This is a genomic window from Mesorhizobium sp. XAP4, assembly GCF_029269325.1.
GTDB classification, from domain to species: domain Bacteria; phylum Pseudomonadota; class Alphaproteobacteria; order Rhizobiales; family Rhizobiaceae; genus Mesorhizobium; species Mesorhizobium ciceri.
Genome location: NZ_JARIXW010000001.1, coordinates 783,997 through 802,207, shown reverse-complemented (window position 1 = coordinate 802,207; position 18,211 = coordinate 783,997). Strand labels below are relative to the sequence as shown.

The window sequence follows — 18,211 nt, the reverse complement described above, 5'->3', positions numbered from 1 at the left end:
AAAGCAGGCCATCAGTGTAGAGACCCATCAGCGACCGGCTGAATCCGGCTCGGGAATTGCGATGCGCCGTCTTGCGGGCCTGATCATGCTAGCGCTGCTTGGTGCTTGCTCGACCGTCGACGATCTCTCGCCGCTGTCGCCATCCGTTTCGAGCAGCCCGACGGTTGCCGTGCGCGCGCCGCGCTTTGCCGACTCCAAGCCGCATGAATGGGAGAGCGGCGCGCCGTGGAACTATGCCGTCCACGGCACCGATGTTTCCAAATACCAGACCTCGGTCGACTGGCCGGCTGCCAGGGCCAGCGGCATCTCCTTCGCCTTCATCAAGGCGACCGAGGGCGGCGACCGTTTCGACGAGTATTTCAGCGAGCATTGGGCGCGCACGAAGGCCAACGGGATTCCGCGAGCCGCCTATCATTTCTATTATTTCTGCACCCCGGCTGCCGTTCAGGCGCGCTGGTTCATCCGCAACGTCCCCGTCGATCGCTCGGCGATGCCGCCGGTCCTCGATATGGAATGGAACCCGCAATCGCCGACCTGCAGGCTGCGTCCCGACGCCGCCACGGTGCGCGCGGAGATGACCACCTTCCTCGAAATCGTCGAACGCCATTACGGCAAGAAGCCGATCATCTACACTTCCGTCGACTTCTTCGACGACAACGGGCTGTCGGGGTTCCGCGGCTATCCCTACTGGCTGCGTTCCGTCGCCGGCCATCCGCGTGAGAAATACGGCAGCCACCCCTTCACCTTCTGGCAGTACACCGGAACCGGCATCGTTCCCGGCATGACCGGCAAGTCCGACATCAACGTCTTCAACGGCAGCGAAGCCGCTTGGAACAAATGGCTGCGGCAGAACACCCGTTGACGTCAGGTTCAACGGCAGCACCGCCCTGGATCAAATCACTCCAGCAGAGCTTCCGTTGAACCGGTGCGATGGCAGCACTGCCCTGCATCAAATCACTCCAGCAGAGAAGCTGCCGCAGAACACCGTTGACACCGGGCCTGCCGCCTGCTTTTCGACACAGCCAGCGGTAAAGAGTGCAACCGCCGGTAATTCAGGGCGTTGGGCTTCCCGGGGGGAGCACAACAAATGACCCCCTGTTCGTTTCGAAAGGAAGCTGATGCGACTGCGTTCCAAAGTCCTCGCGGCTGCGCTGACCCTGTGCGCCACGGCCTTGCCGGCGATGGCGCAGGAATGCGGCGGCGACTTCGAATCCTGGAAGCAGGGCGTCGCCGCGGAAGCCAAGGCGGCCGGCGTAGGTACAGTGGGTCTCGACGCCCTTGAAGCGGCAACCTTAGATGACAAGGTGTTGGCGCGCGACCGCGCCCAGGGCGTCTTCACCCAAACCTTTGTCGAGTTTTCCAACCGGATGATCTCGGCCTATCGCCTGAAGCAAGGTGCGGCGAACATAAAGAAATACGCGGATGTCTTCGCCCGCGCCGACCAGCAGTTCGGCGTCCAGGCGCCGATCATCGCCGCCTTCTGGGCGCTGGAGACCGATTTCGGCGCCGTGCAGGGCGACTTCCACACGCTGAGCGCCCTGGTGACGCTTTCCCATGATTGCCGCCGGCCGCAGCTCTTCCGGCAACAGCTGGTGCCGCTTCTGGAACTGATCGATCGCGGCGTGCTGCCGGCCGATGTCAGGGGCGCCTGGGCCGGCGAGATCGGCCAGACGCAGATCCTGCCCTCCGACTATCTGGCACGCGGCGTCGACGGCGACGGCGACGGCAAGATCGACCTGCGCGGCAGCGTGCCTGATGTGATCATGACCACTGCCAACAAGGTGCTGTCGCGCGGCTGGAAACGCGACCAGCCCTGGATCCAGGAAGTCCGCGTGCCCGAAGACATGCCGTGGGATCAGACCGGTCGCACCAACAAGCTGCCGCTGTCGCAGTGGGCGCAATGGGGCGTCACCTACCCCAGCGGCGCGCCGCTGGTCGATAACGGCCTGAAAGCAGGCCTCGCGCTGCCGATGGGCCGCAAGGGGCCAGCCTTCCTCACCTACGACAATTTCGACGTTTACCTCGAATGGAACCAGTCCTTCACCTATGCGCTGACGGCAGCCAACCTTGCCGCACGGCTGGCAGGCGCGCCGCCGCTGGACCCGCGCAATCCCGAGACCGGTCTCAACAATGAGCAGATGAAGGCGTTGCAGACCAAGCTGGAAGCCAAGGGCTACGATGTCGGCACCGTCGACGGCATTTTGGGTACCAACACCCGCGAGGCGATCCGCAAGGAGCAGACGCGGCTAGGTTTGCCGGTGGATGGCTGGCCGACGCCGGAGCTTTTGGGAAAATTATAGGGCAGTAGGGCAAATTAGCCCGAAGCAGTGACTGCCGCCACCCCTATTCCCCTATTCCCCTATTCCCCTATTCCCCTATTCCCCTATTCCCCTATTCCCCTACTGCCTTATTCCCCTCAATCCGCCATCGTCTCCAAACTGGCAAACCCCTGTGGCGCGTCGCCCTCGTCGAACGGCGTCGTCACCTCGACGAAGGTGTCGGGATAGAAGCCGTTGAAGCGGGTCCTCAGCGACAGCGAATAGGCGCCGATATGGCCGATCTCGATCCAGTCGCCGGTATCGACCGTTTCCGGCAGCCAGAACGGCCGCGACAGGATGTCGACGGAATCGCAGGTCGCGCCGCAGACCTTGAACGGCACGATGTTCTTCTCCTCGCCATTGCGCGAGCGGATCGCCGGGTCGGGAATGAAGCGCGCCGGCAGCGTGATCTTGCCGGTCCATGAATCCGACAGCGATGCCCAGATGCCGTCGTTGATGTAGAGCCGCTTGCCCTTGCGCAGCAGCACCCGCACGATCAACGACAGGCAGCGCGCCACGATCACCCGGCCGGGCTCAGCCACCAGCGGCATCTGGTCGAACTGATACTCCTTCAGATCGCCCGACAGCCGCGACATGATCTGGCCAAGCGACGGCATCTCGATCTGCTTGCGGTTAGGATCGTGGCCGTATTCGGCGGGGAAACCGCCGCCGACATCGAGCCCGGCAATATCGAAGGTCAGCCGGTTGCGCACCCAGTCGGCGGAAGCCAGCGCCCGCTCATAGGTATCGGGATCCTCGATCTGGCTGCCGACATGGAAGCACAGGCCGACCTTGTAGCCGGTGCGGTTCAGCCGCTCGGCGAGCTCGACGGCATAGGCCGGCCCGGCGCCGAACTTCTTCGACAGTTCGTAGGCGGCATGCCCCTTGGTCTGCACCCGCACGAACACGCTGATCGAGCCCGGATCGATGTCGAGAGCCCGCACCACACGCGTCAGCTTGGTGATCTCGTCCTCATGATCGAGCGAAATGACGCGGATGGCGTATTTCTCCAGCGCCAGCTTGATGTCCGACTGCGCCTTGACCGGGTGCATGTAGAGCATCTCGGCATCGGGGGAAACGGCACGCACGGCAGCGAACTCGCCCGGCGAAGCGACGTCGAAAGCCTTGACGCCGGCTTCGACCAGCGTCTTCAGCACGATCTGCTCGCCATTGGTCTTGACCGCATAGGCGGTCTTGCCGGGGAACATGCCCATGAACTGCCTGGCATCCGCCATCAGCACTTGCGGGCGGAAGCAATAGACCGGATCGTCCGGACGAAGCGCCAGTGCCGCCTCGCGGGCATTCTCGAATCGCTGCATGGACGAATCCTCACTTCGGCTGCGCACAATTAATCCAAGCTAGCGGCTAATGAAAACAATTCTGTGTCTCGTGCGGCTGACGCTGGGGCGCTAGGTCTTTGCCAGCAACGTTTGCCAGCGATCAGGTTTCGGGTGGCTCTTGTCACTGAGTCCGATATGGCTTCTGCCTGACTGACTGGCATTCAGGCCGTCTGGGAGGGCGACTCACATGACAATAGCCGCGACATCAGCACCGCGCGGGCCGATGGTGCTCAAGGACTGGGGGCAGCTCCTGCTGCTCGGCGCGATCTGGGGCGGCTCGTTCTTCTTTGCCCGCATCGCGGTGGCCGAACTCCCCCCGCTGGTGCTGGTGCTGTTTCGCGTCGCCATCGCCGCGATCGCGCTACAGATCTATCTCGGCCTGCGCGGCCCGTCCTTCCGCCTCGCGCTTCCGCATGCAGGCCTGTTCTTCCTGCTGGCGCTCACCAACAATGTGGTGCCCTTTTCGCTGATCTTCGCCGGCCAGACGGAGCTTGGCGCCGGCGTCGCCTCGGTGCTCAACGCCACGACGCCGTTCTGGACATTGATTCTCGCCAATACGCTGACATCGGACGAAAAGCTCTCCTGGAACAAGCTCGCCGGCATTGCGCTCGGCATCGCCGGTACGGCCGTCATGATCGGCCCCGGCCTGCTTTCCGGGCTTGGCGGCCCGGTCTGGGCCAAATTCGCGCTGATCGGCGCTTCGCTGTCCTATGGCATTGCGCTGATGGTCGCCCGCCGCTTCAAGGGCGTGCCCTCGCCGGTCGTCGCCACCGGGCAGTTGACCGCTTCGACCATCATCATGATCCCGATCGTGCTCTTCACCTACGGCCCATCCGGCGTGTTCTCGGCCTCGCCGCCGGTATGGGCGGCGGTGCTGGCGCTGGCACTTCTGTCCACAGCCGTCGCCTACATCCTCTATTTCAACCTCGTCGCCTCGGCGGGCGCTACCAACGCCTCGCTGGTCACGCTTGTTGTGCCGGCCAGCGCCATGCTGCTCGGCTTCCTGTTCCTAGGCGAGCGGCTGGATCTGTTCGAAATCGGCGGGGTGGTGCTGATCGCGCTCGGCCTCATCACCATCGACGGGCGCGTCCTTGGAAGACGTTAGCGCGTCCTTTGAACCCCCACATCGCCGCGAAAGTCGAATTCGACTTTCGCGGCGGTAGCGCTGCCATGACACGGCAGCGACACGAGCCGGCCACATTTTATTCACAGGTCTGAAGTCGGTATTTGCCTAGGAGTTTCAAAGCCTAACGGCAAAAGACATGTCGCGGATTTCACAATCACGTCGCAATGCAGCACATTTTCCGCTTGCCTGTGGCACAAATGAACCTAGACTCCATGACATAGCTCTTTAAGAGGAGGCTATGTCATGGGACTTACGAGGCCTATCAACGCATTGATGATCTGTGCTGCGTTCGCCTTTATCGGAGCCCTCATTATGGGCTTCCTTCCCTGACCGCCAAAGCGGGGAAGACCAGCACCCAAATAGTCCAACCAATTCAAAAGGCCGGGTTTTCCCGGCCTTTTGTTGTTGAGCCCGACCTCATGCCGCGGCTGATCCGGCGGCCGCCGCCTCGTGCGAGCGAATACCGATCATATGGCAGATGGCAAAGACCAGATCGGCGCGGTTCATGGTGTAGAAGTGGAAATCGCCGACACCGCGCTCGACAAGGTCCATGACCTGTTCGGCTGCCACCGCCGATGCCACCAGCGCATGCGTCTGCGGGTCCTTGTCGAGGCCTTCGAAACGCTCCGCCAGCCAGCCGGGCACATGCGCGCCCGCCCTCGCGGAAAAGTTCGCGACCTGCTTGAAACTGTGAACCGGCTGGATGCCCGGCACGATCGGGATGTAGATGCCGGCGCGGCGGACGCGCTCGACATAGCGCTCGTAGAGATCGTTGTCGAAGAAGAACTGGGTGATCGCCCGCGTCGCGCCATTGTCGACCTTGCGCTTCAGCATCTCGATGTCGGTGGCGAAATCGGGGCTTTGCGGATGCTTTTCCGGATAAGCCGCGACGGAGATGTCGAAATCCGCGATCGTCTTGAGCCCGGCGACCAGTTCCGCGCCATTCTCGTAGCCACCGGGATGCGGCCGGTAGGGCTCGCCGACGCCGGAGGCCGGGTCGCCGCGCAGCGCCACGAACCGGTTGATGCCGATCGATTTGTAATCCTGGATGACCGCATCGACCTCGTCGCGCGTTGCCCCGACGCAGGTCAGATGCGCCGCTGCAGGAATACCGGTTTCCGTCAAGATGCGCTTTACAGTGCGCGCGGTGCGCTCCCGTGTCGAGCCGCCGGCGCCGTAAGTCACCGAGACGAATTTCGGCTTCAGCGGCTCCAGCCTTGTGACCGTCTCCCACAGCCTCGCTTCCATCTCGTCCGTCTTCGGCGGGAAGAATTCGAAGGAAACCCTGACCTTGTCGCCGATGTCGGGGCGGCGGGAAAAGCGGAACTGGTTCATGCGATTTCCCCCATCGAGTTCGCTTTGGCCTGCCTTGTGTCGTTGGAAGGATCGGCAATCAGCAGGCGCCGATCGCGGCCGAGCCAGAGTTTCACGGTGAGCCTCGCCTCATTGCCACCGCGCGGCTCGAACTCCTGGGAATCTTCGAGATCGAGGCCGGCTTCCGAAAACCAGTCGGCGATCTGCCGGTCGGAAAAGCCGAGCCGCATATGCGCATGCTCCTCGCGCAGGAATTCCAGCGCATGCGGCGCGAAATCGACGATGACCAGGCGTCCTGCCGGACGCAAAAGCCGCGCCGCCTCGTGGATGGCGCGGGCGGGATCGTCGAGATAGTGCAGCACCTGATGGATGGTGACGAGATCGAAGGCATCGCGCTCGACCGGCGGCGCGAAGATGTCGCCCTGCCGAACCTGCGCGTTCGAAACGCCGGCCTTGTCGAGATTGGCGCGCGCCACGGTCAGCATCTCGCGCGACATGTCGATGCCGACACCGCGCCGATAGAGCGGCGAGAAGATTTCGAGCAGCCGCCCGGTGCCGGTGCCGAGATCGAGCATCGACTGGAACGGCCGCTTGCCGACCAGTTTCAGCATTGCGGCTTCGACGGCGCGGTCCGGCACATGAAGCGAGCGGATATGGTCCCAGCTTGCCGCATTCACGGAAAAATACTCGACCGCCCGGTCCTGCCGCTTGCGCTTGACCGAGGCCAGGCGCTCAAGATCGCGCTCGACCTGCGGATCGGCGCCGCGAATGCCGGAAACCAGGCCCATGACGAAGTCACGCGCGGAATCCGCATCCGACAGGCGGAAGAAGGCCCAGGACCCTTCCTGGTAGCGGCCGATCAGCCCTGCCTCCAGAAGCAGCTTCAGGTGCCGCGAAACGCGCGGCTGCGACTGGCCGAGAATTTCGGTAAGATCGGAAACGGTGAGGTCACCGCGCGACAGAAGTGCCAGTATGCGCAATCGGCTGGATTCGGCCGCCGCCTTTAACGTATCCACCATAGTGTCGAGCGAGACATGCATCAGCGTACTCTCTTTGAAAAGATATAAACATATGTTTATGTCAGTTTTCGAAAACTTGCAAGCGCTATGTCGCTTCCGGACAAGAAAATGCCGCTTGTGTGGCGTTTTAAGAGACATGGGCCATGACTGGACCGCGTGAGATGTTCGAGGCCCGCGAAGGCGAGCAGAGGCTGGAAAACGATCCCGCACTGATGCCGCCGGATGACGGCATCGTCTTCATCGGCCGCATTGCCTCGCCGTGGACGACGCGCGAAACCTGCCCGAAGAACATGCGCGCCGCGCGCGAGACCGGGCAGAAGGCAGTGCTGACCATCGACGCGCCCTACCGAAATGGCTTACGGGGGCTGGAGCGCGCCAGCCACGTCATCATCCTGTCCTGGCTGCATCACGCGCCGCGGGACCTGATTGTGCAGAAACCACGCCATGCGGCCGAAGCAAAAGGCGTATTTTCGCTGCGCTCCCCTGCCCGCCCCAACCCAATCGGGCTGCATGTGGCCAGGCTCGTCGGGCTCGACCAGAACACCGGCCGCATCGATCTCGACGCCATCGACGTGCTCGACGGCACTCCGGTCATCGACATAAAACCCTATTTCGCCTCGACCGACGCTATACCGGAGGCGACCATCGAAGGGCGCGACGAGCCCGGGGGTCGGCGATGACGGCGCCCACCGGTCGCCGCCGCGCCATCGCCAAGGCGCTGACAGCACTTCTGCCGCTGGCACCCTATGCCGACATGGAGAAGATCCGCGGCGACGCCGGCGCGGTCCACATGAAGACCTTACCACCAGGCATCGCCGTATGGTTGGCGACGATTGCCCATATCCGCCACATGCACACAGATTACGAGAAACTGCTGAGCGAAGGCTACGACCGCGACTCGGCGCGTTTCTTCGTCATCGAGCAGACCAACGTCGTGCTCACCCGCTGGCGCGCGACGCGCCTGCTCGACGCGGATGACGAGGAGGAATGACCACGGCTACTTCCGCTTAAGCACTGCGACCGCATTATAGGGCTGACCATCGGCCTGGCCGATCCAGGTCCAGGACAGATTTTCCTTGAAAAACCTGACGGTGATGTTGCCGCCGTCGATGCATTTGTCCTGACCGTAGGTGATGCTCTCGTGGTATTCCACCGAAATGCCGTCACTGGACGTCTGTGACAGCGATCCGCCGCAACCGAGTGACGGATAGTCGATCGACGCGCTGCCATCGTTGATGGTCATGGCGATCGGCCAGTCGGCCCCGGCGTCACCCGCCGGGCTTTGATGGCCGCTGCCGACCCAGGTGCCGCTCAGCGACGGCACGTTCACCGCACAAGGCAGGTTCTGGAAGATCGGTGTCAATTCGCTGCCGGTTTTCTCGCAGCGATAGGTCTGCCCGCCCTGGCACAATTCCTCGCCTTCGCGCGTGCACTGGGCGCTGGCTTCGCCCGCGGCGGCGAACATCGTCATGGCTGCTATGACGGCCCCAAGCCTGCCCATCTTCCCCCTCCCGTTCAGAGCGCGCAATCTAAGGCAATTCCGATCCAATGTATCGGCGAGATCGTCATCGAGGCCGAACAGCACCGGGCGGGTGGCTCTATGCGTTCTGCCCTGCGCCGATAGCCTGCTGACTCGCCTTGCGTGACAGGAGGCCCCGATGAGCCACACGGCGACGACACAGGACGAGAAGCAACTGCCCGCGGTTGGCGACCGCCATGTCGACCCGCATTCCTACCCCGACGGCATCGCCTTTCTCGACGGCCAATACCTGCCGATGTCGCAGGCCAAGATCTCGGTGCTGGACTGGGGTTTTCTGCATTCCGACGCCACCTACGACACCGTGCATGTCTGGAACGGCCGCTTCTTCCGCCTCGATCTGCATCTCGACCGCTTCCTCGGCGGGCTGGAAAAGCTGCGCATGACCATTCCCTTCGACCGCGACGGCGTGACCGAAATCCTGCACAATTGCGTGGCGCTGTCCGGTCATCGCGCCGCCTATGTCGAAATGCTGTGCACGCGCGGCGCCTCTCCGACCTTCAGCCGCGACCCGCGCCAGGCGGTCAACCGCTTCATGGCCTTCGCCGTGCCGTTCGGCTCGGTCGCCAACGCCGAGCAGCTGCAGCGCGGCCTGCGCGTCGCCATCAGCGACAAGATGCGTATTCCGCCGGCCTCGATCGACCCGGCGATCAAGAATTACCACTGGCTCGATCTGGTGCGCGGCCTCTACGATGCCTATGATCGCGGTGCAGAGACCGCGTTGCTCCTCGACTTCAACGGCAATGTCGCCGAAGGCCCGGGCTTCAACGTCTTCTGCGTCAAGGACGGCAAACTGTCGACGCCGGCCACCGGCGTGCTGCCCGGCGTCACCCGCCGCACCGTCTTCGATCTCTGTGCAGAAGAAGGCCTTGCCGCCACGGCGACCGATCTCAGCGTCACCGCATTGCGCGAGGCCGACGAGGTGTTCATCACCTCCACTGCGGGCGGCATCATGCCGGTGACCGAGATCGACGGCGCGGCGATCGCCAATGGCAAGGTCGGACCGATCACCAGCCGGCTGATGGCGCGCTACTGGCAAAAGCACGATGACCCGGCCTGGTCGTCTCAGGTGAATTATCCCCGATAATTCAGGCGTCTTTGTCAAAAGATTCCCGTCGCCTCTGGAAAATCAGAGGATCGACCGTATATGCCCGAAAGCGGAGAAGCCTCCGCTTTAATCCAAAATCACGCCCGCAGGGGCAAGGACTCCAAGATCATGACAAACAAGGTTTGGTTCATCACCGGATCGTCGAAAGGCTTTGGCCGCGTCTGGGCCGAGGCTGCACTCGCGCGTGGCGACAGCGTCGCGGCCACCGCCCGCGATGCCGGCACGCTCGCCGATCTCGTCGATAAATACGGCGACAGGATTGCCGCGATAAAGCTCGACGTCACCGACAAGAAAGCCGTCGATGCCGCTGTCGCCGAGGCGCACAAGCGTTTTGGCCGGCTCGACGTCGTCATCAACAATGCCGGCTACGGCCATTTCGGCGCCATCGAGGAGGTCAGCGAACAGGAAGCTCGCGACCAGATCGAAACCAATGTCTTCGGCGCTCTGTGGGTCACTCAGGCCGCACTGCCGATCATGCGGGCACAGCGTTCCGGCCACATCATCCAGATCTCGTCGATCGGCGGCGTCAATGCCTTTGCCTCGCTCGGCCTCTACCACGCCTCGAAATGGGCGCTGGAGGCCTTCAGCCAGTCGCTCAGCATCGAGGTCGCGGAATTCGGCATCCATGTGACGCTGGTCGAGCCGGGCGGTTTCTCCACCGACTGGGCCGGGCCGTCGGCCAAGGTGTCCCAACCGATCGAGGCCTATGCGCCCGCCCGTGCCAAGATGGCCGAGCGCCGCGCCAATTCGGTCGCCGGCGATCCAGACGCCACCGGACCGGCCATGCTGGCCATTGTCGACGCCGCCGAGCCACCGCTGCGGGTGTTCTTCGGCGATGGCGGCCTGCCGATGATCAAGCAGGAATACGCCAACCGCATTGCCACCTGGGAGAAGTGGGACGACGTTTCCATCATGGCGCAAGGCGCGAAGAAGAACCGCAAGGGCTGAAGTCCAGCGCTTTTGCTGCGCCGCTCCATGGGCGGCGTAGCCGGCCCTCAGGCTTGATAAATCCACTGCTCCGGCACGCGCAGCGATATCTCTTCGCCTGCCCTAACCGTGCCTGGCTTCTCTACCCAGGCGACAATGCCGCGCAGCCGCTTCGCCGCTTTCGGGAACAGCAGAGCGCCGGCTTCGACGTCGGCCATTCCGGCGTTCTCCGCGATCGACCGGCCGGCGATGCGGCACGGGCCATTCTGCGCGTCGACCTTGACTGTCACGCCGCCCTTGAAGAACAGCAGCGTGCCGGCCGGCAGCATGGAGAGGTTCGGCACCCCTTCGATCACCAGATTGGCGCCGATCCACTCCGGCCTGATCTCGGCCAGGCGCATGCGCTCGGCGACGATGGCGAGTTCATCCGCTGCCACGATCGACAGCTGCCGTTCGTTGCGCATTTCAGTGCCGCGCGGATACCAGGGCTCGCGCCCGCCCGAGCGCCGCGTCGGTCCAGCATGGAAATCGCCTGATATGCCGTCGAAACCCAGCCGCAATTCGTCCACCGGGCGCGTCTGAAAATGATCCGCCGACGCCACGTAAAGCGCTGCCGCCCTGGCGGCAAGCTTTCGCGCGGCGATGATTTCAACCGGCTTTTCAGCCTCGGGGAAGAGATCCGGCATGGCGTTCTTTCTATTCGTCATCCAGCGAATTAGCCGGGCGCGCTTCGCGGCGTCCAGTCGAAAGTGCTGATCGTCCGATCAACAGCACCGATAGGATCGCGATCACGCTTTTCTTACCTGTCATCGATCTCGCACCGCATTGCCGGCGCGCGGTGCCGGTTTCATAGTGACGTCCAGACGGTTTGCGGAGGCTGATCATGCGACCTGTGACGGCAATCACGTTGCTTTGGTTGATCTGGGCAGGAAGCTGGGCCGTCGCCGCTTTGTGGTCCGACCCTGCCCAGAAGCGCGCCGGGTTCAAGGCGGAGGCCCGCTATCGGGGTCTCTGGGTAGCCGGCGCGGTGCTGCTGTTCATTCCGGCGCACCGCTATGAAGGCCGGCTCAGGCTGTGGATGCCTGATCTCCCCGAAGCCTGGATCTGTGTCGCCCTGATCGCCATCGGCATCGCCTTTGCCTGGTGGGCGCGCCTGCATCTCGGCAGGCTGTGGTCGGGCACCATCACCGCCAAGGCCGGGCACCGTGTCGTCAACACCGGCCCGTATGGCCTTGTCCGGCATCCGATCTACACCGGATTGCTGCTGGCGATCCTCGCCACCATGGCGGCCAAGGGCACCGTCTGGGGCATAGCCGGAACCGCGCTGCTCATCATCGGCATCGTGACGAAAGCCAGGCTGGAAGAAAATTTCCTGCGCGGCGAACTGGGCAGCGCCTATGACGACTATGCCGCGCGCGTTCCGATGCTGGTGCCGTTCGCACCAGCATGACGCGGCAGCCTCAAAGCATTCTCAGCAGCGCGCCGCCGATCGAATAGCCCGCGCCGAAGGCGCAGATCAGACCGAAATCGCCCGGCTTCATATCGGCGTGGTTCTCCGACAGCGCGACGATGGCCCCGGCGCCCGCCGTGTTGCCCAGCCGCTCCAGCACCATTGGCGCGCGGTCGTGATCGACCTCGTGGCCGAACGACAGCTTCAGGATCATCGCATTCATCCGCGCATTGGCCTGATGCAGCCAGAAGCGCCTGATCGCCTGCGGCGTCAGCCCGTGCTCGGCGAGGAATTCGACGATGAATTTCTGCCCGGCGACGGTGACTTCCTTGAACACCTTGTTGCCGACCTGCTTGATCAGATTGCCTTCCAGATTGATCATGTAAGGATCATCCTGGGCGGTGCGGGTATGGTAGCCCAGATTGGTGCGGATGTTGTTCGACATCTGCGTCCAGATGCGCGTGTCGAGCACCTCGAAGCGCCCCGGCCGCTTGTCGCCCTTGGCCAGGCCTTCGACCACCATCGACACCGAAGCGTCGCCGAAAATGAAATGCGTCTGCCGGTCGCGAAAATTGAGATGGCCGGTGATGATCTCGGGCGTCGTCACCAGAATGCGCTTGTGCGCGCCGGACCGCACCAAATTGACGGCGATGTGCAAGGCCGCCGCCGCCGAAGAACAGCCGAGCCCCATGTCGAAGCCTGCGCCCTTGGTGCCCAGCGCCTCCTGCATTTCGATGGCGATCGCCGGATAGGGCCGCTGGTGATGCGAGGCCGAGCAGATCACCAGGTCTATATCCGACGGCTGTAGCCCCGCATGCTCGAGAGCCTTCTTCGCCGAGGCGATGCCGAACTCGGCTTCGAGCGACAGCGCATCGTCGGGCCGAGCCGGAATGCGCGGCGACATGCGGGTCGGATCGAGAATGCCTTCGCGCTCGATCACATGACGGGTGCGCACGCCCGAAGCGTGGACGATGAAGTCGCTATCCGATTTCGCCAGCGGCGGCTCGTCGGTGCCCAGGCGGCGCGCATTCTCCGCGTCGACCCAGGCATTGAAGCTGGCCACCAGCTCTTCATTGGTGATTGTGGCTTCAGGGATTTCAACGCCGATGCCGCTGATGATGACGCGATGCATGTCCAGTCCGTCCCATCCGCAGGCGTTGCGGGCTTCATGTGGGCGCCGGAACGCTCCGGCGCAACAGTTTTCTCACCGCGGCGGTTTACGCCGGCTTAAACCAAAGGTTTAGGCCGGACTGGTCCTCGTGCAACATGGATAATCAGGCCCGCTTGGCAACGATGAAGATGCGTGGAAAGCGCAAAAGCACCTTACCGCTAGCCGTTTTCGGATAGGCCTTGGCGATCTTGGCCGTGTAGCTTTCGAGGAACATCGCCCGTTCGTCGGAATCCAGCGGATCGAGGAACGGTTTCAGGCCCGTCGACTTCACCCATTCGACGATCGCTTCGGCGTCGGCAAGCGGGTGGTTGTAGATGGTATGCCAGATATCCAGCCGATCACTGAGCGGCGACAGGAGGTCATAGTAGGACGACGCCGGCGGCAACGGCCCGCGTGCCGCGCCCTTGAACTTTTCGGCAAACGGCATTTCGGCGGCGGTCTCGCGCATCAGGCGGTGCGAGTCTTCGCCCATATTGTCGGGCATCTGGACGGCCAGCGCGCCGCCTGGCGCGAGGAAACCCATCAGCCGCTGGAAGACTGCGGGATGCTCGGGCAGCCACTGGAACACCGCATTGGCAAAAATCACGTCGACCGGCTCCGCCGGCTGCCATTTGGAGGCATCGGCGAGATCAAAGGTGACCTCGGGCAAGCGCGCCCGCGCCTTCTCGATCATGTCGGGCGAAGTGTCGAAGCCGCTCACCCCAGCATCCGGCCAGCGCCCGACGAGCAACTCGGTCGAATTGCCCGGCCCGCAGCCGATGTCGACGACCCGGCGTGGAAAGTCGACGGGCACCTGCGCCACAAGATCCCGCGCGGGCCGCGTGCGTTCGTCCTCGAATTTCAGATATTGGGCGGCGGACCAATCAGCCATTTGAGCTCCTCATGCCGGTTGAGATCGCCGCCCGGACCCCCCCTACCGCGTCAGCCTCTTGTAGGTCATGCGGTGCGGGTTGACGGCATCCGGCCCGAGGCGGCGGATCTTGTCCTGCTCGTAATCCTCGAAATTGCCCTCGAACCATTCGACATGGCTGTCGCCCTCGAAGGCGAGGATGTGCGTCGCCAGGCGGTCGAGGAACATGCGATCGTGCGAGATGATGACCGCGCAGCCACCGAAATTTTCCAGCGCGTCTTCGAGCGCGGCCAGCGTTTCGGTGTCGAGATCGTTGGTCGGTTCGTCGAGCAGCAGCACATTGCCGCCGGTCTTCAACATCTTGGCCAGATGCACGCGGTTGCGCTGGCCGCCGGAGAGGTTGCCGACCTTCTGCTGCTGGTCGCCGCCACGGAAGTTGAACGACGCGCAATAGGCGCGCGTGTTGGCCTCGAACTTGCCGAGCTTGACCACTTCTGCGCCGCCGGAAATCTCTTCCCACACCGTCTTCGACGGATCGAGAGCATCGCGGCTCTGGTCGACATAGCCGAGCTTCACCGTTTCGCCGACGCGCACAGAACCCGCATCCGGCTTTTCCTGGCCGGTGATCATGCGAAACAGCGTCGTCTTGCCGGCGCCATTCGGGCCGATGACGCCGACGATGCCGCCGGGCGGCAGCTTGAATTCCAGGCCGTCGATGAGCAGCGTGTCACCAAAGCCCTTCGACAGGCCTTCCGCCTCGATCACGACATTGCCGAGCCGCTCGCCGTGCGGGATGACGATCTGCGTATCGCTCGGACGCCGCTTGTCGGCTGCATCCAACAGATCCTGGAACGCCTGGATACGCGCCTTGGATTTGGTCTGGCGGGCCTTCGGGCTCGACTGGATCCATTCGCGCTCGCGGCCGATGGCGCGCTGGCGGGCATCGTCCTCGCGGCCTTCCTGCTTGAGCCGCTTGGCCTTGGCTTCGAGGTACTTGGTGTAGTTGCCCTCATAGGGAATGCCGCGGCCGCGATCGAGTTCGAGGATCCAGCCGGTGACGTTGTCGAGGAAGTAGCGATCGTGGGTGATGATCATCACGGCGCCCGGATAGGCACGCAGATGCTTTTCCAGCCATGCCGTGGTTTCGGCGTCGAGATGGTTGGTCGGTTCGTCGAGCAGCAGAAGGTCGGGCTGGCGCAGCAAAAGCTGGCAAAGCGCGACGCGGCGGCGCTCGCCGCCCGAAAGCTTGGTGACTTCCGAATCCTTGGGCGGGCAGCCCAGCGCTTCCATCGCCATCTCGACCTGCTGTTCGAGGTCCCACAGGTTCAGCCGATCCATCTCGTCCTGGAGCTTGGCCGACTCGTCGGCCGTCTCGTCGGAATAGTTCATCATCAATTCGTTGTAGCGCTCGATGATGGCGGTCTTGGCGGCGACGCCTTCCATGATGTTTTCGAACACGGTCTTGTCCGGATCGAGCGCCGGCTCCTGTGCCAGGTAGCCGACAGTGGCGCCTTCGGCGAGCCACGCTTCGCCGTTCCACTCCTTGTCGAGCCCGGCCATGATCTTGAGGATCGTCGACTTGCCCGAACCGTTGGGGCCGAGGATGCCGATCTTGGCGTCCGGATAGAAGGAGAGATGGACATTCTCGAGCACCTTCTTGGTGCCATAGGCCTTGTTGAGGCCGGCCATGTGATAGATGAACTGGCGTGCCACGCGCGCTTTCCCTGAAAAACCGACTGGATTTGTCGAATTGAATGGAGGTTGGCCGCTATGTAGGCGATGCGGCGGCGAACGGCAATCGCTTTTGCCAGATCAGGCCAATCACACGGACAAGTGTGGACCGCTGCTCGTGCAGTCTGGGGGCCGTTCAACCGCCCTTACTGGAACCCGATAGCGTCGACGGTGCCGGTCGGGCAGCCTGCCTTGTTGGTCGGCACCGAAGCCAGCAGCAGGTCCTTGAGCGCGCTGTTCGGGCCGATCGGGCCGGCGAGGCCGAGGGTCAGTTCGCCGATCAGCCGCCTGCCGCTCGACGGATCGATGACGCAGGAAACGCGCACGCGGTCCCCTGCTCCCGCCTCGAAGGCAGTGTCGAAAGCGCCGCGGATCTGGTCGGCCGTCAGCTTGCCGCCGATGTTCTTGGCAAAGAGATCGCGCACCGGCGAACTGTTCACCGCGCGCATCAAATTCAGCGCGTCGGAGAAATAGTCCTGCTGGCTCTTGCCGTAGCAGGTGCCGTGCTTGATCCATTCATGCCGTTCGAGATGGGAGGCCGTTCCAGGCATCACCTGATCGAGTTCCGTGCGGGTATTGGCGTCAAGATTGACCGGCGGCAGGTCTTTCCAGTGGGCCGGATTGTCGTTGGCCTTGTCGCTCGCCGTCGCCTGGCAATAGAAATTGCCATTCGGCTGCGGCCACAGGCCGTGCAAGGTGAAATGCGTGGCGTCGAAATCGCCGGCACTTTGTGCCCTGCATTCGGTCTTGTTCGACTTTGTCTCGCAAAACGCCGGCTGCCAGCTCAGCGCGAAGACGTATTCGGGCTTCCCCGATGCCGCCGGCTTGCCTTGCCCGTCAGGCGCGGCCGGCACGGTCGCCGCGCTGCTGCCGGAAACATGGCCGCAGCTGACCTTCACCCAGCGGCGCTCCGGATCGGCGCCCGGCACCAGGATGAGATAATGCGTCGGCGTATCCTTGTTGCCGGCAAGCAACTGATAGCTCTGCCCGGCATCGGTCGAGACATTGCCGGGGTTCTTGCCGTTCTTGATCGCTTGCGTCGCCGGACAGGCGGCGTCGGCGACGAAGCTGCCGCTCATCTTCACGTCGGCATGCGCGGCCCCGGCCAGCGACGCCGCCAACATGGCCAATCCGAAAACGACACCGATGCGCATGGAGAATCCCCGGCTGAAGAAGTGGGCGACAGACTGAAGCTGTCTCCATGTCAGAATTGCGATATTTTGCTGACCGAACGCAAGAAACATCGTCGCGAAAAGCGGGTTTGCCGGATTGACGCATAATGTGGGCCGGCGCAAACAAAGCCAACGACGACAAAAGCAGGGGCGGGATCAGGCGGCATGTCATTCAGCCAGCAGCGCGTGGTTGCCTCGCCGACCGGTGCCGAGCTCAATCTTTTCGTCAGGCAGGCCGATGGCCGGGCACGCGCCGTCGTCCAGATCAATCACGGGCTAGCCGAGCACGCAGCGCGCTATGCCCGCTTTGCCGATTTTCTTGGCTCGCGCGGTTTCGACGTCTATGTCCACGATCATCGCGGCCACGGCGCGACCAAGGCGTCCGACGCTCCGCTCGGCAGGTTCGCCGACAGGGACGGTGCCGCCAAGGTGATCGCCGACGTCGACGTCATCCATGATCTCATCGCCCGCGAACGGCCAAACAGACCGGTCATCCTGTTTGGCCATTCGATGGGTGCGTCGGTGGCGCTGAACTACCTGTTGCGCCACTCGCCACGCGTTCACGCGGCAGCAATCTGGAACGGCAATTTCTCCCAAGGCCCGCTTGGGCAGCTTGCGCTCGGCATCCTTGCCTGGGAACGGATGCGGCTCGGCTCCGACGTGCCATCGCGCCTGCTGCCGAAACTCACCTTCCAGGCCTGGGGCAAGGCGGTGCCCAATCACCGCACAGTGTTCGACTGGCTGTCGCGCGACGAAGCGGAAGTGGCGAAATACATTGCCGATCCCTTGTGCGGCTGGGACGCTTCGGTGTCGATGTGGCGCGACGTCGTCGGTATGGCGCTGAACGGCGGCAAGGATGCCGGCTTTGCCGGTATACGGCGCGACCTGCCCGTCAGCATCGTCGGAGGCGAGAAGGATCCGGCTTCCGACTATGGCAAAGGGATCACCCATCTTGCCAATCGCATGCGCAAGATGGGCTTTTCGAATCTGGTTTCAAAGGTTTATGCCGACACCCGCCACGAAAGCCTGAACGAGGTGAATCGCGACATTATCATGGATGATTTCGCCGCCTGGGCCGACGAAGTCCTCAAAGCGTGACGGATTGGCCCATTGCAAGAGCCGTGACAGCCGTTGCAGGGCTTGATAGA

At 63.2% G+C, this 18,211-nt stretch carries 18 protein-coding genes; 9 read left to right on the top strand and 9 right to left on the bottom strand.

Features of this window, described 5'->3' with window-relative positions; all coding sequences use genetic code 11:
* Positions 1–61: 61 nt before the first annotated feature.
* Both P3C39_RS04065 and P3C39_RS04060 read left to right on the top strand, forming a co-directional pair.
* A complete protein-coding gene (locus P3C39_RS04065; RefSeq protein WP_275952721.1) occupies positions 62–862 on the top strand; it encodes a GH25 family lysozyme in 801 nt (266 codons plus the stop codon).
* Between the two features lie 256 nt (positions 863–1,118).
* Positions 1,119–2,300 (top strand): lytic murein transglycosylase, encoded by a 1,182-nt coding sequence (locus P3C39_RS04060; RefSeq protein WP_127366190.1) that lies wholly within the window; start codon positions 1,119–1,121, stop codon positions 2,298–2,300.
* A gap of 116 nt (positions 2,301–2,416) precedes the next feature.
* On the opposite strand, the gene P3C39_RS04055 is transcribed toward P3C39_RS04060, so the two are convergent.
* Positions 2,417–3,637 (bottom strand): alanine racemase, encoded by a 1,221-nt coding sequence (locus P3C39_RS04055; RefSeq protein ID WP_013530936.1) that lies wholly within the window; start codon positions 3,635–3,637, stop codon positions 2,417–2,419.
* Between the two features lie 208 nt (positions 3,638–3,845).
* On the opposite strand from P3C39_RS04055, the gene P3C39_RS04050 reads away from it, so the two are divergent.
* On the top strand, positions 3,846–4,763 hold the full coding sequence (locus P3C39_RS04050; protein WP_275952720.1) for a DMT family transporter: 918 nt from the start codon (positions 3,846–3,848) through the stop codon (positions 4,761–4,763).
* Between the two features lie 438 nt (positions 4,764–5,201).
* Here P3C39_RS04050 and metF read toward each other — a convergent pair whose 3' ends face one another.
* Together metF and P3C39_RS04040 are read right to left on the bottom strand one after the other, a co-directional pair.
* Entirely contained in the window at positions 5,202–6,119 is a 918-nt protein-coding gene (gene metF / locus P3C39_RS04045; RefSeq protein ID WP_013530934.1) for a methylenetetrahydrofolate reductase [NAD(P)H], read from the bottom strand.
* Positions 6,116–7,138: a metalloregulator ArsR/SmtB family transcription factor gene (locus P3C39_RS04040; protein WP_024501485.1), complete on the bottom strand. Its 1,023-nt coding sequence runs from the start codon at positions 7,136–7,138 to the stop codon at positions 6,116–6,118. Before P3C39_RS04040 ends, metF begins: the two co-directional genes overlap by 4 nt.
* A gap of 122 nt (positions 7,139–7,260) precedes the next feature.
* Here P3C39_RS04040 and tsaA point away from each other — a divergent pair, with 122 nt between their 5' ends.
* Together tsaA and P3C39_RS04030 are read left to right on the top strand one after the other, a co-directional pair.
* A complete protein-coding gene (gene tsaA, locus P3C39_RS04035; RefSeq protein WP_082827436.1) occupies positions 7,261–7,797 on the top strand; it encodes a tRNA (N6-threonylcarbamoyladenosine(37)-N6)-methyltransferase TrmO in 537 nt (178 codons plus the stop codon).
* Entirely contained in the window at positions 7,794–8,108 is a 315-nt protein-coding gene (locus P3C39_RS04030) for a DUF2293 domain-containing protein (RefSeq protein ID WP_013530931.1), read from the top strand. Before tsaA ends, P3C39_RS04030 begins: the two co-directional genes overlap by 4 nt.
* A 6-nt stretch (positions 8,109–8,114) precedes the next feature.
* On the opposite strand, the gene P3C39_RS04025 is transcribed toward P3C39_RS04030, so the two are convergent.
* On the bottom strand, positions 8,115–8,618 hold the full coding sequence (locus P3C39_RS04025) for a hypothetical protein (protein WP_275952719.1): 504 nt from the start codon (positions 8,616–8,618) through the stop codon (positions 8,115–8,117).
* Positions 8,619–8,775: 157 nt separating this feature from the next.
* Between P3C39_RS04025 and P3C39_RS04020 the strand changes: the two genes are divergently transcribed.
* Both P3C39_RS04020 and P3C39_RS04015 read left to right on the top strand, forming a co-directional pair.
* Entirely contained in the window at positions 8,776–9,741 is a 966-nt protein-coding gene (locus P3C39_RS04020; protein WP_275952718.1) for a D-amino acid aminotransferase, read from the top strand.
* Between the two features lie 129 nt (positions 9,742–9,870).
* Complete coding sequence (locus P3C39_RS04015) at positions 9,871–10,710, top strand: SDR family oxidoreductase (RefSeq protein ID WP_275952717.1); 840 nt, start codon at positions 9,871–9,873, stop codon at positions 10,708–10,710.
* Positions 10,711–10,757: 47 nt separating this feature from the next.
* Here P3C39_RS04015 and P3C39_RS04010 read toward each other — a convergent pair whose 3' ends face one another.
* Positions 10,758–11,375, bottom strand: a complete 618-nt coding sequence (locus P3C39_RS04010) for an MOSC domain-containing protein (RefSeq protein ID WP_275952716.1) — start codon at positions 11,373–11,375, stop codon at positions 10,758–10,760.
* Between the two features lie 197 nt (positions 11,376–11,572).
* On the opposite strand from P3C39_RS04010, the gene P3C39_RS04005 reads away from it, so the two are divergent.
* Positions 11,573–12,139: an isoprenylcysteine carboxylmethyltransferase family protein gene (locus P3C39_RS04005; protein ID WP_275952715.1), complete on the top strand. Its 567-nt coding sequence runs from the start codon at positions 11,573–11,575 to the stop codon at positions 12,137–12,139.
* A gap of 10 nt (positions 12,140–12,149) precedes the next feature.
* Here the strand turns inward: P3C39_RS04005 and P3C39_RS04000 are convergent, their stop codons facing one another.
* The 4 genes from P3C39_RS04000 to P3C39_RS03985 all read right to left on the bottom strand — a co-directional run bounded on the left by P3C39_RS04000 (position 12,150) and on the right by P3C39_RS03985 (position 17,045).
* Positions 12,150–13,271: a beta-ketoacyl-ACP synthase III gene (locus P3C39_RS04000; RefSeq protein WP_027160654.1), complete on the bottom strand. Its 1,122-nt coding sequence runs from the start codon at positions 13,269–13,271 to the stop codon at positions 12,150–12,152.
* Positions 13,272–13,413: 142 nt separating this feature from the next.
* A complete protein-coding gene (gene tam, locus P3C39_RS03995) occupies positions 13,414–14,181 on the bottom strand; it encodes a trans-aconitate 2-methyltransferase (protein ID WP_275952714.1) in 768 nt (255 codons plus the stop codon).
* A gap of 42 nt (positions 14,182–14,223) precedes the next feature.
* Entirely contained in the window at positions 14,224–15,873 is a 1,650-nt protein-coding gene (ettA, locus tag P3C39_RS03990; RefSeq protein ID WP_013530923.1) for an energy-dependent translational throttle protein EttA, read from the bottom strand.
* Between the two features lie 164 nt (positions 15,874–16,037).
* Positions 16,038–17,045, bottom strand: coding sequence for a ribonuclease (locus tag P3C39_RS03985; protein ID WP_275952713.1), 1,008 nt, complete (start codon positions 17,043–17,045; stop codon positions 16,038–16,040).
* A gap of 183 nt (positions 17,046–17,228) precedes the next feature.
* Here P3C39_RS03985 and P3C39_RS03980 point away from each other — a divergent pair, with 183 nt between their 5' ends.
* On the top strand, positions 17,229–18,161 hold the full coding sequence (locus tag P3C39_RS03980) for an alpha/beta hydrolase (RefSeq protein ID WP_013530921.1): 933 nt from the start codon (positions 17,229–17,231) through the stop codon (positions 18,159–18,161).
* Positions 18,162–18,211: the final 50 nt, after the last annotated feature.

What these genes read in the sequence shown, in the direction of transcription:
- P3C39_RS04065 (WP_275952721.1), top strand. Translation starts at nt 62, where the DNA reads ATGCGCCGTCTTGCGGGCCTGATCATGCTAGCGCTGCTTGGTGCTTGC.
- P3C39_RS04060 (WP_127366190.1), top strand. Translation starts at nt 1,119, where the DNA reads ATGCGACTGCGTTCCAAAGTCCTCGCGGCTGCGCTGACCCTGTGCGCC.
- P3C39_RS04055 (WP_013530936.1), bottom strand. Translation starts at nt 3,637, where the DNA reads ATGCAGCGATTCGAGAATGCCCGCGAGGCGGCACTGGCGCTTCGTCCG.
- P3C39_RS04050 (WP_275952720.1), top strand. Translation starts at nt 3,846, where the DNA reads ATGACAATAGCCGCGACATCAGCACCGCGCGGGCCGATGGTGCTCAAG.
- metF (WP_013530934.1), bottom strand. Translation starts at nt 6,119, where the DNA reads ATGAACCAGTTCCGCTTTTCCCGCCGCCCCGACATCGGCGACAAGGTC.
- P3C39_RS04040 (WP_024501485.1), bottom strand. Translation starts at nt 7,138, where the DNA reads ATGCATGTCTCGCTCGACACTATGGTGGATACGTTAAAGGCGGCGGCC.
- tsaA (WP_082827436.1), top strand. Translation starts at nt 7,261, where the DNA reads ATGACTGGACCGCGTGAGATGTTCGAGGCCCGCGAAGGCGAGCAGAGG.
- P3C39_RS04030 (WP_013530931.1), top strand. Translation starts at nt 7,794, where the DNA reads ATGACGGCGCCCACCGGTCGCCGCCGCGCCATCGCCAAGGCGCTGACA.
- P3C39_RS04025 (WP_275952719.1), bottom strand. Translation starts at nt 8,618, where the DNA reads ATGGGCAGGCTTGGGGCCGTCATAGCAGCCATGACGATGTTCGCCGCC.
- P3C39_RS04020 (WP_275952718.1), top strand. Translation starts at nt 8,776, where the DNA reads ATGAGCCACACGGCGACGACACAGGACGAGAAGCAACTGCCCGCGGTT.
- P3C39_RS04015 (WP_275952717.1), top strand. Translation starts at nt 9,871, where the DNA reads ATGACAAACAAGGTTTGGTTCATCACCGGATCGTCGAAAGGCTTTGGC.
- P3C39_RS04010 (WP_275952716.1), bottom strand. Translation starts at nt 11,375, where the DNA reads ATGCCGGATCTCTTCCCCGAGGCTGAAAAGCCGGTTGAAATCATCGCC.
- P3C39_RS04005 (WP_275952715.1), top strand. Translation starts at nt 11,573, where the DNA reads ATGCGACCTGTGACGGCAATCACGTTGCTTTGGTTGATCTGGGCAGGA.
- P3C39_RS04000 (WP_027160654.1), bottom strand. Translation starts at nt 13,271, where the DNA reads ATGCATCGCGTCATCATCAGCGGCATCGGCGTTGAAATCCCTGAAGCC.
- tam (WP_275952714.1), bottom strand. Translation starts at nt 14,181, where the DNA reads ATGGCTGATTGGTCCGCCGCCCAATATCTGAAATTCGAGGACGAACGC.
- P3C39_RS03985 (WP_275952713.1), bottom strand. Translation starts at nt 17,045, where the DNA reads ATGCGCATCGGTGTCGTTTTCGGATTGGCCATGTTGGCGGCGTCGCTG.
- P3C39_RS03980 (WP_013530921.1), top strand. Translation starts at nt 17,229, where the DNA reads ATGTCATTCAGCCAGCAGCGCGTGGTTGCCTCGCCGACCGGTGCCGAG.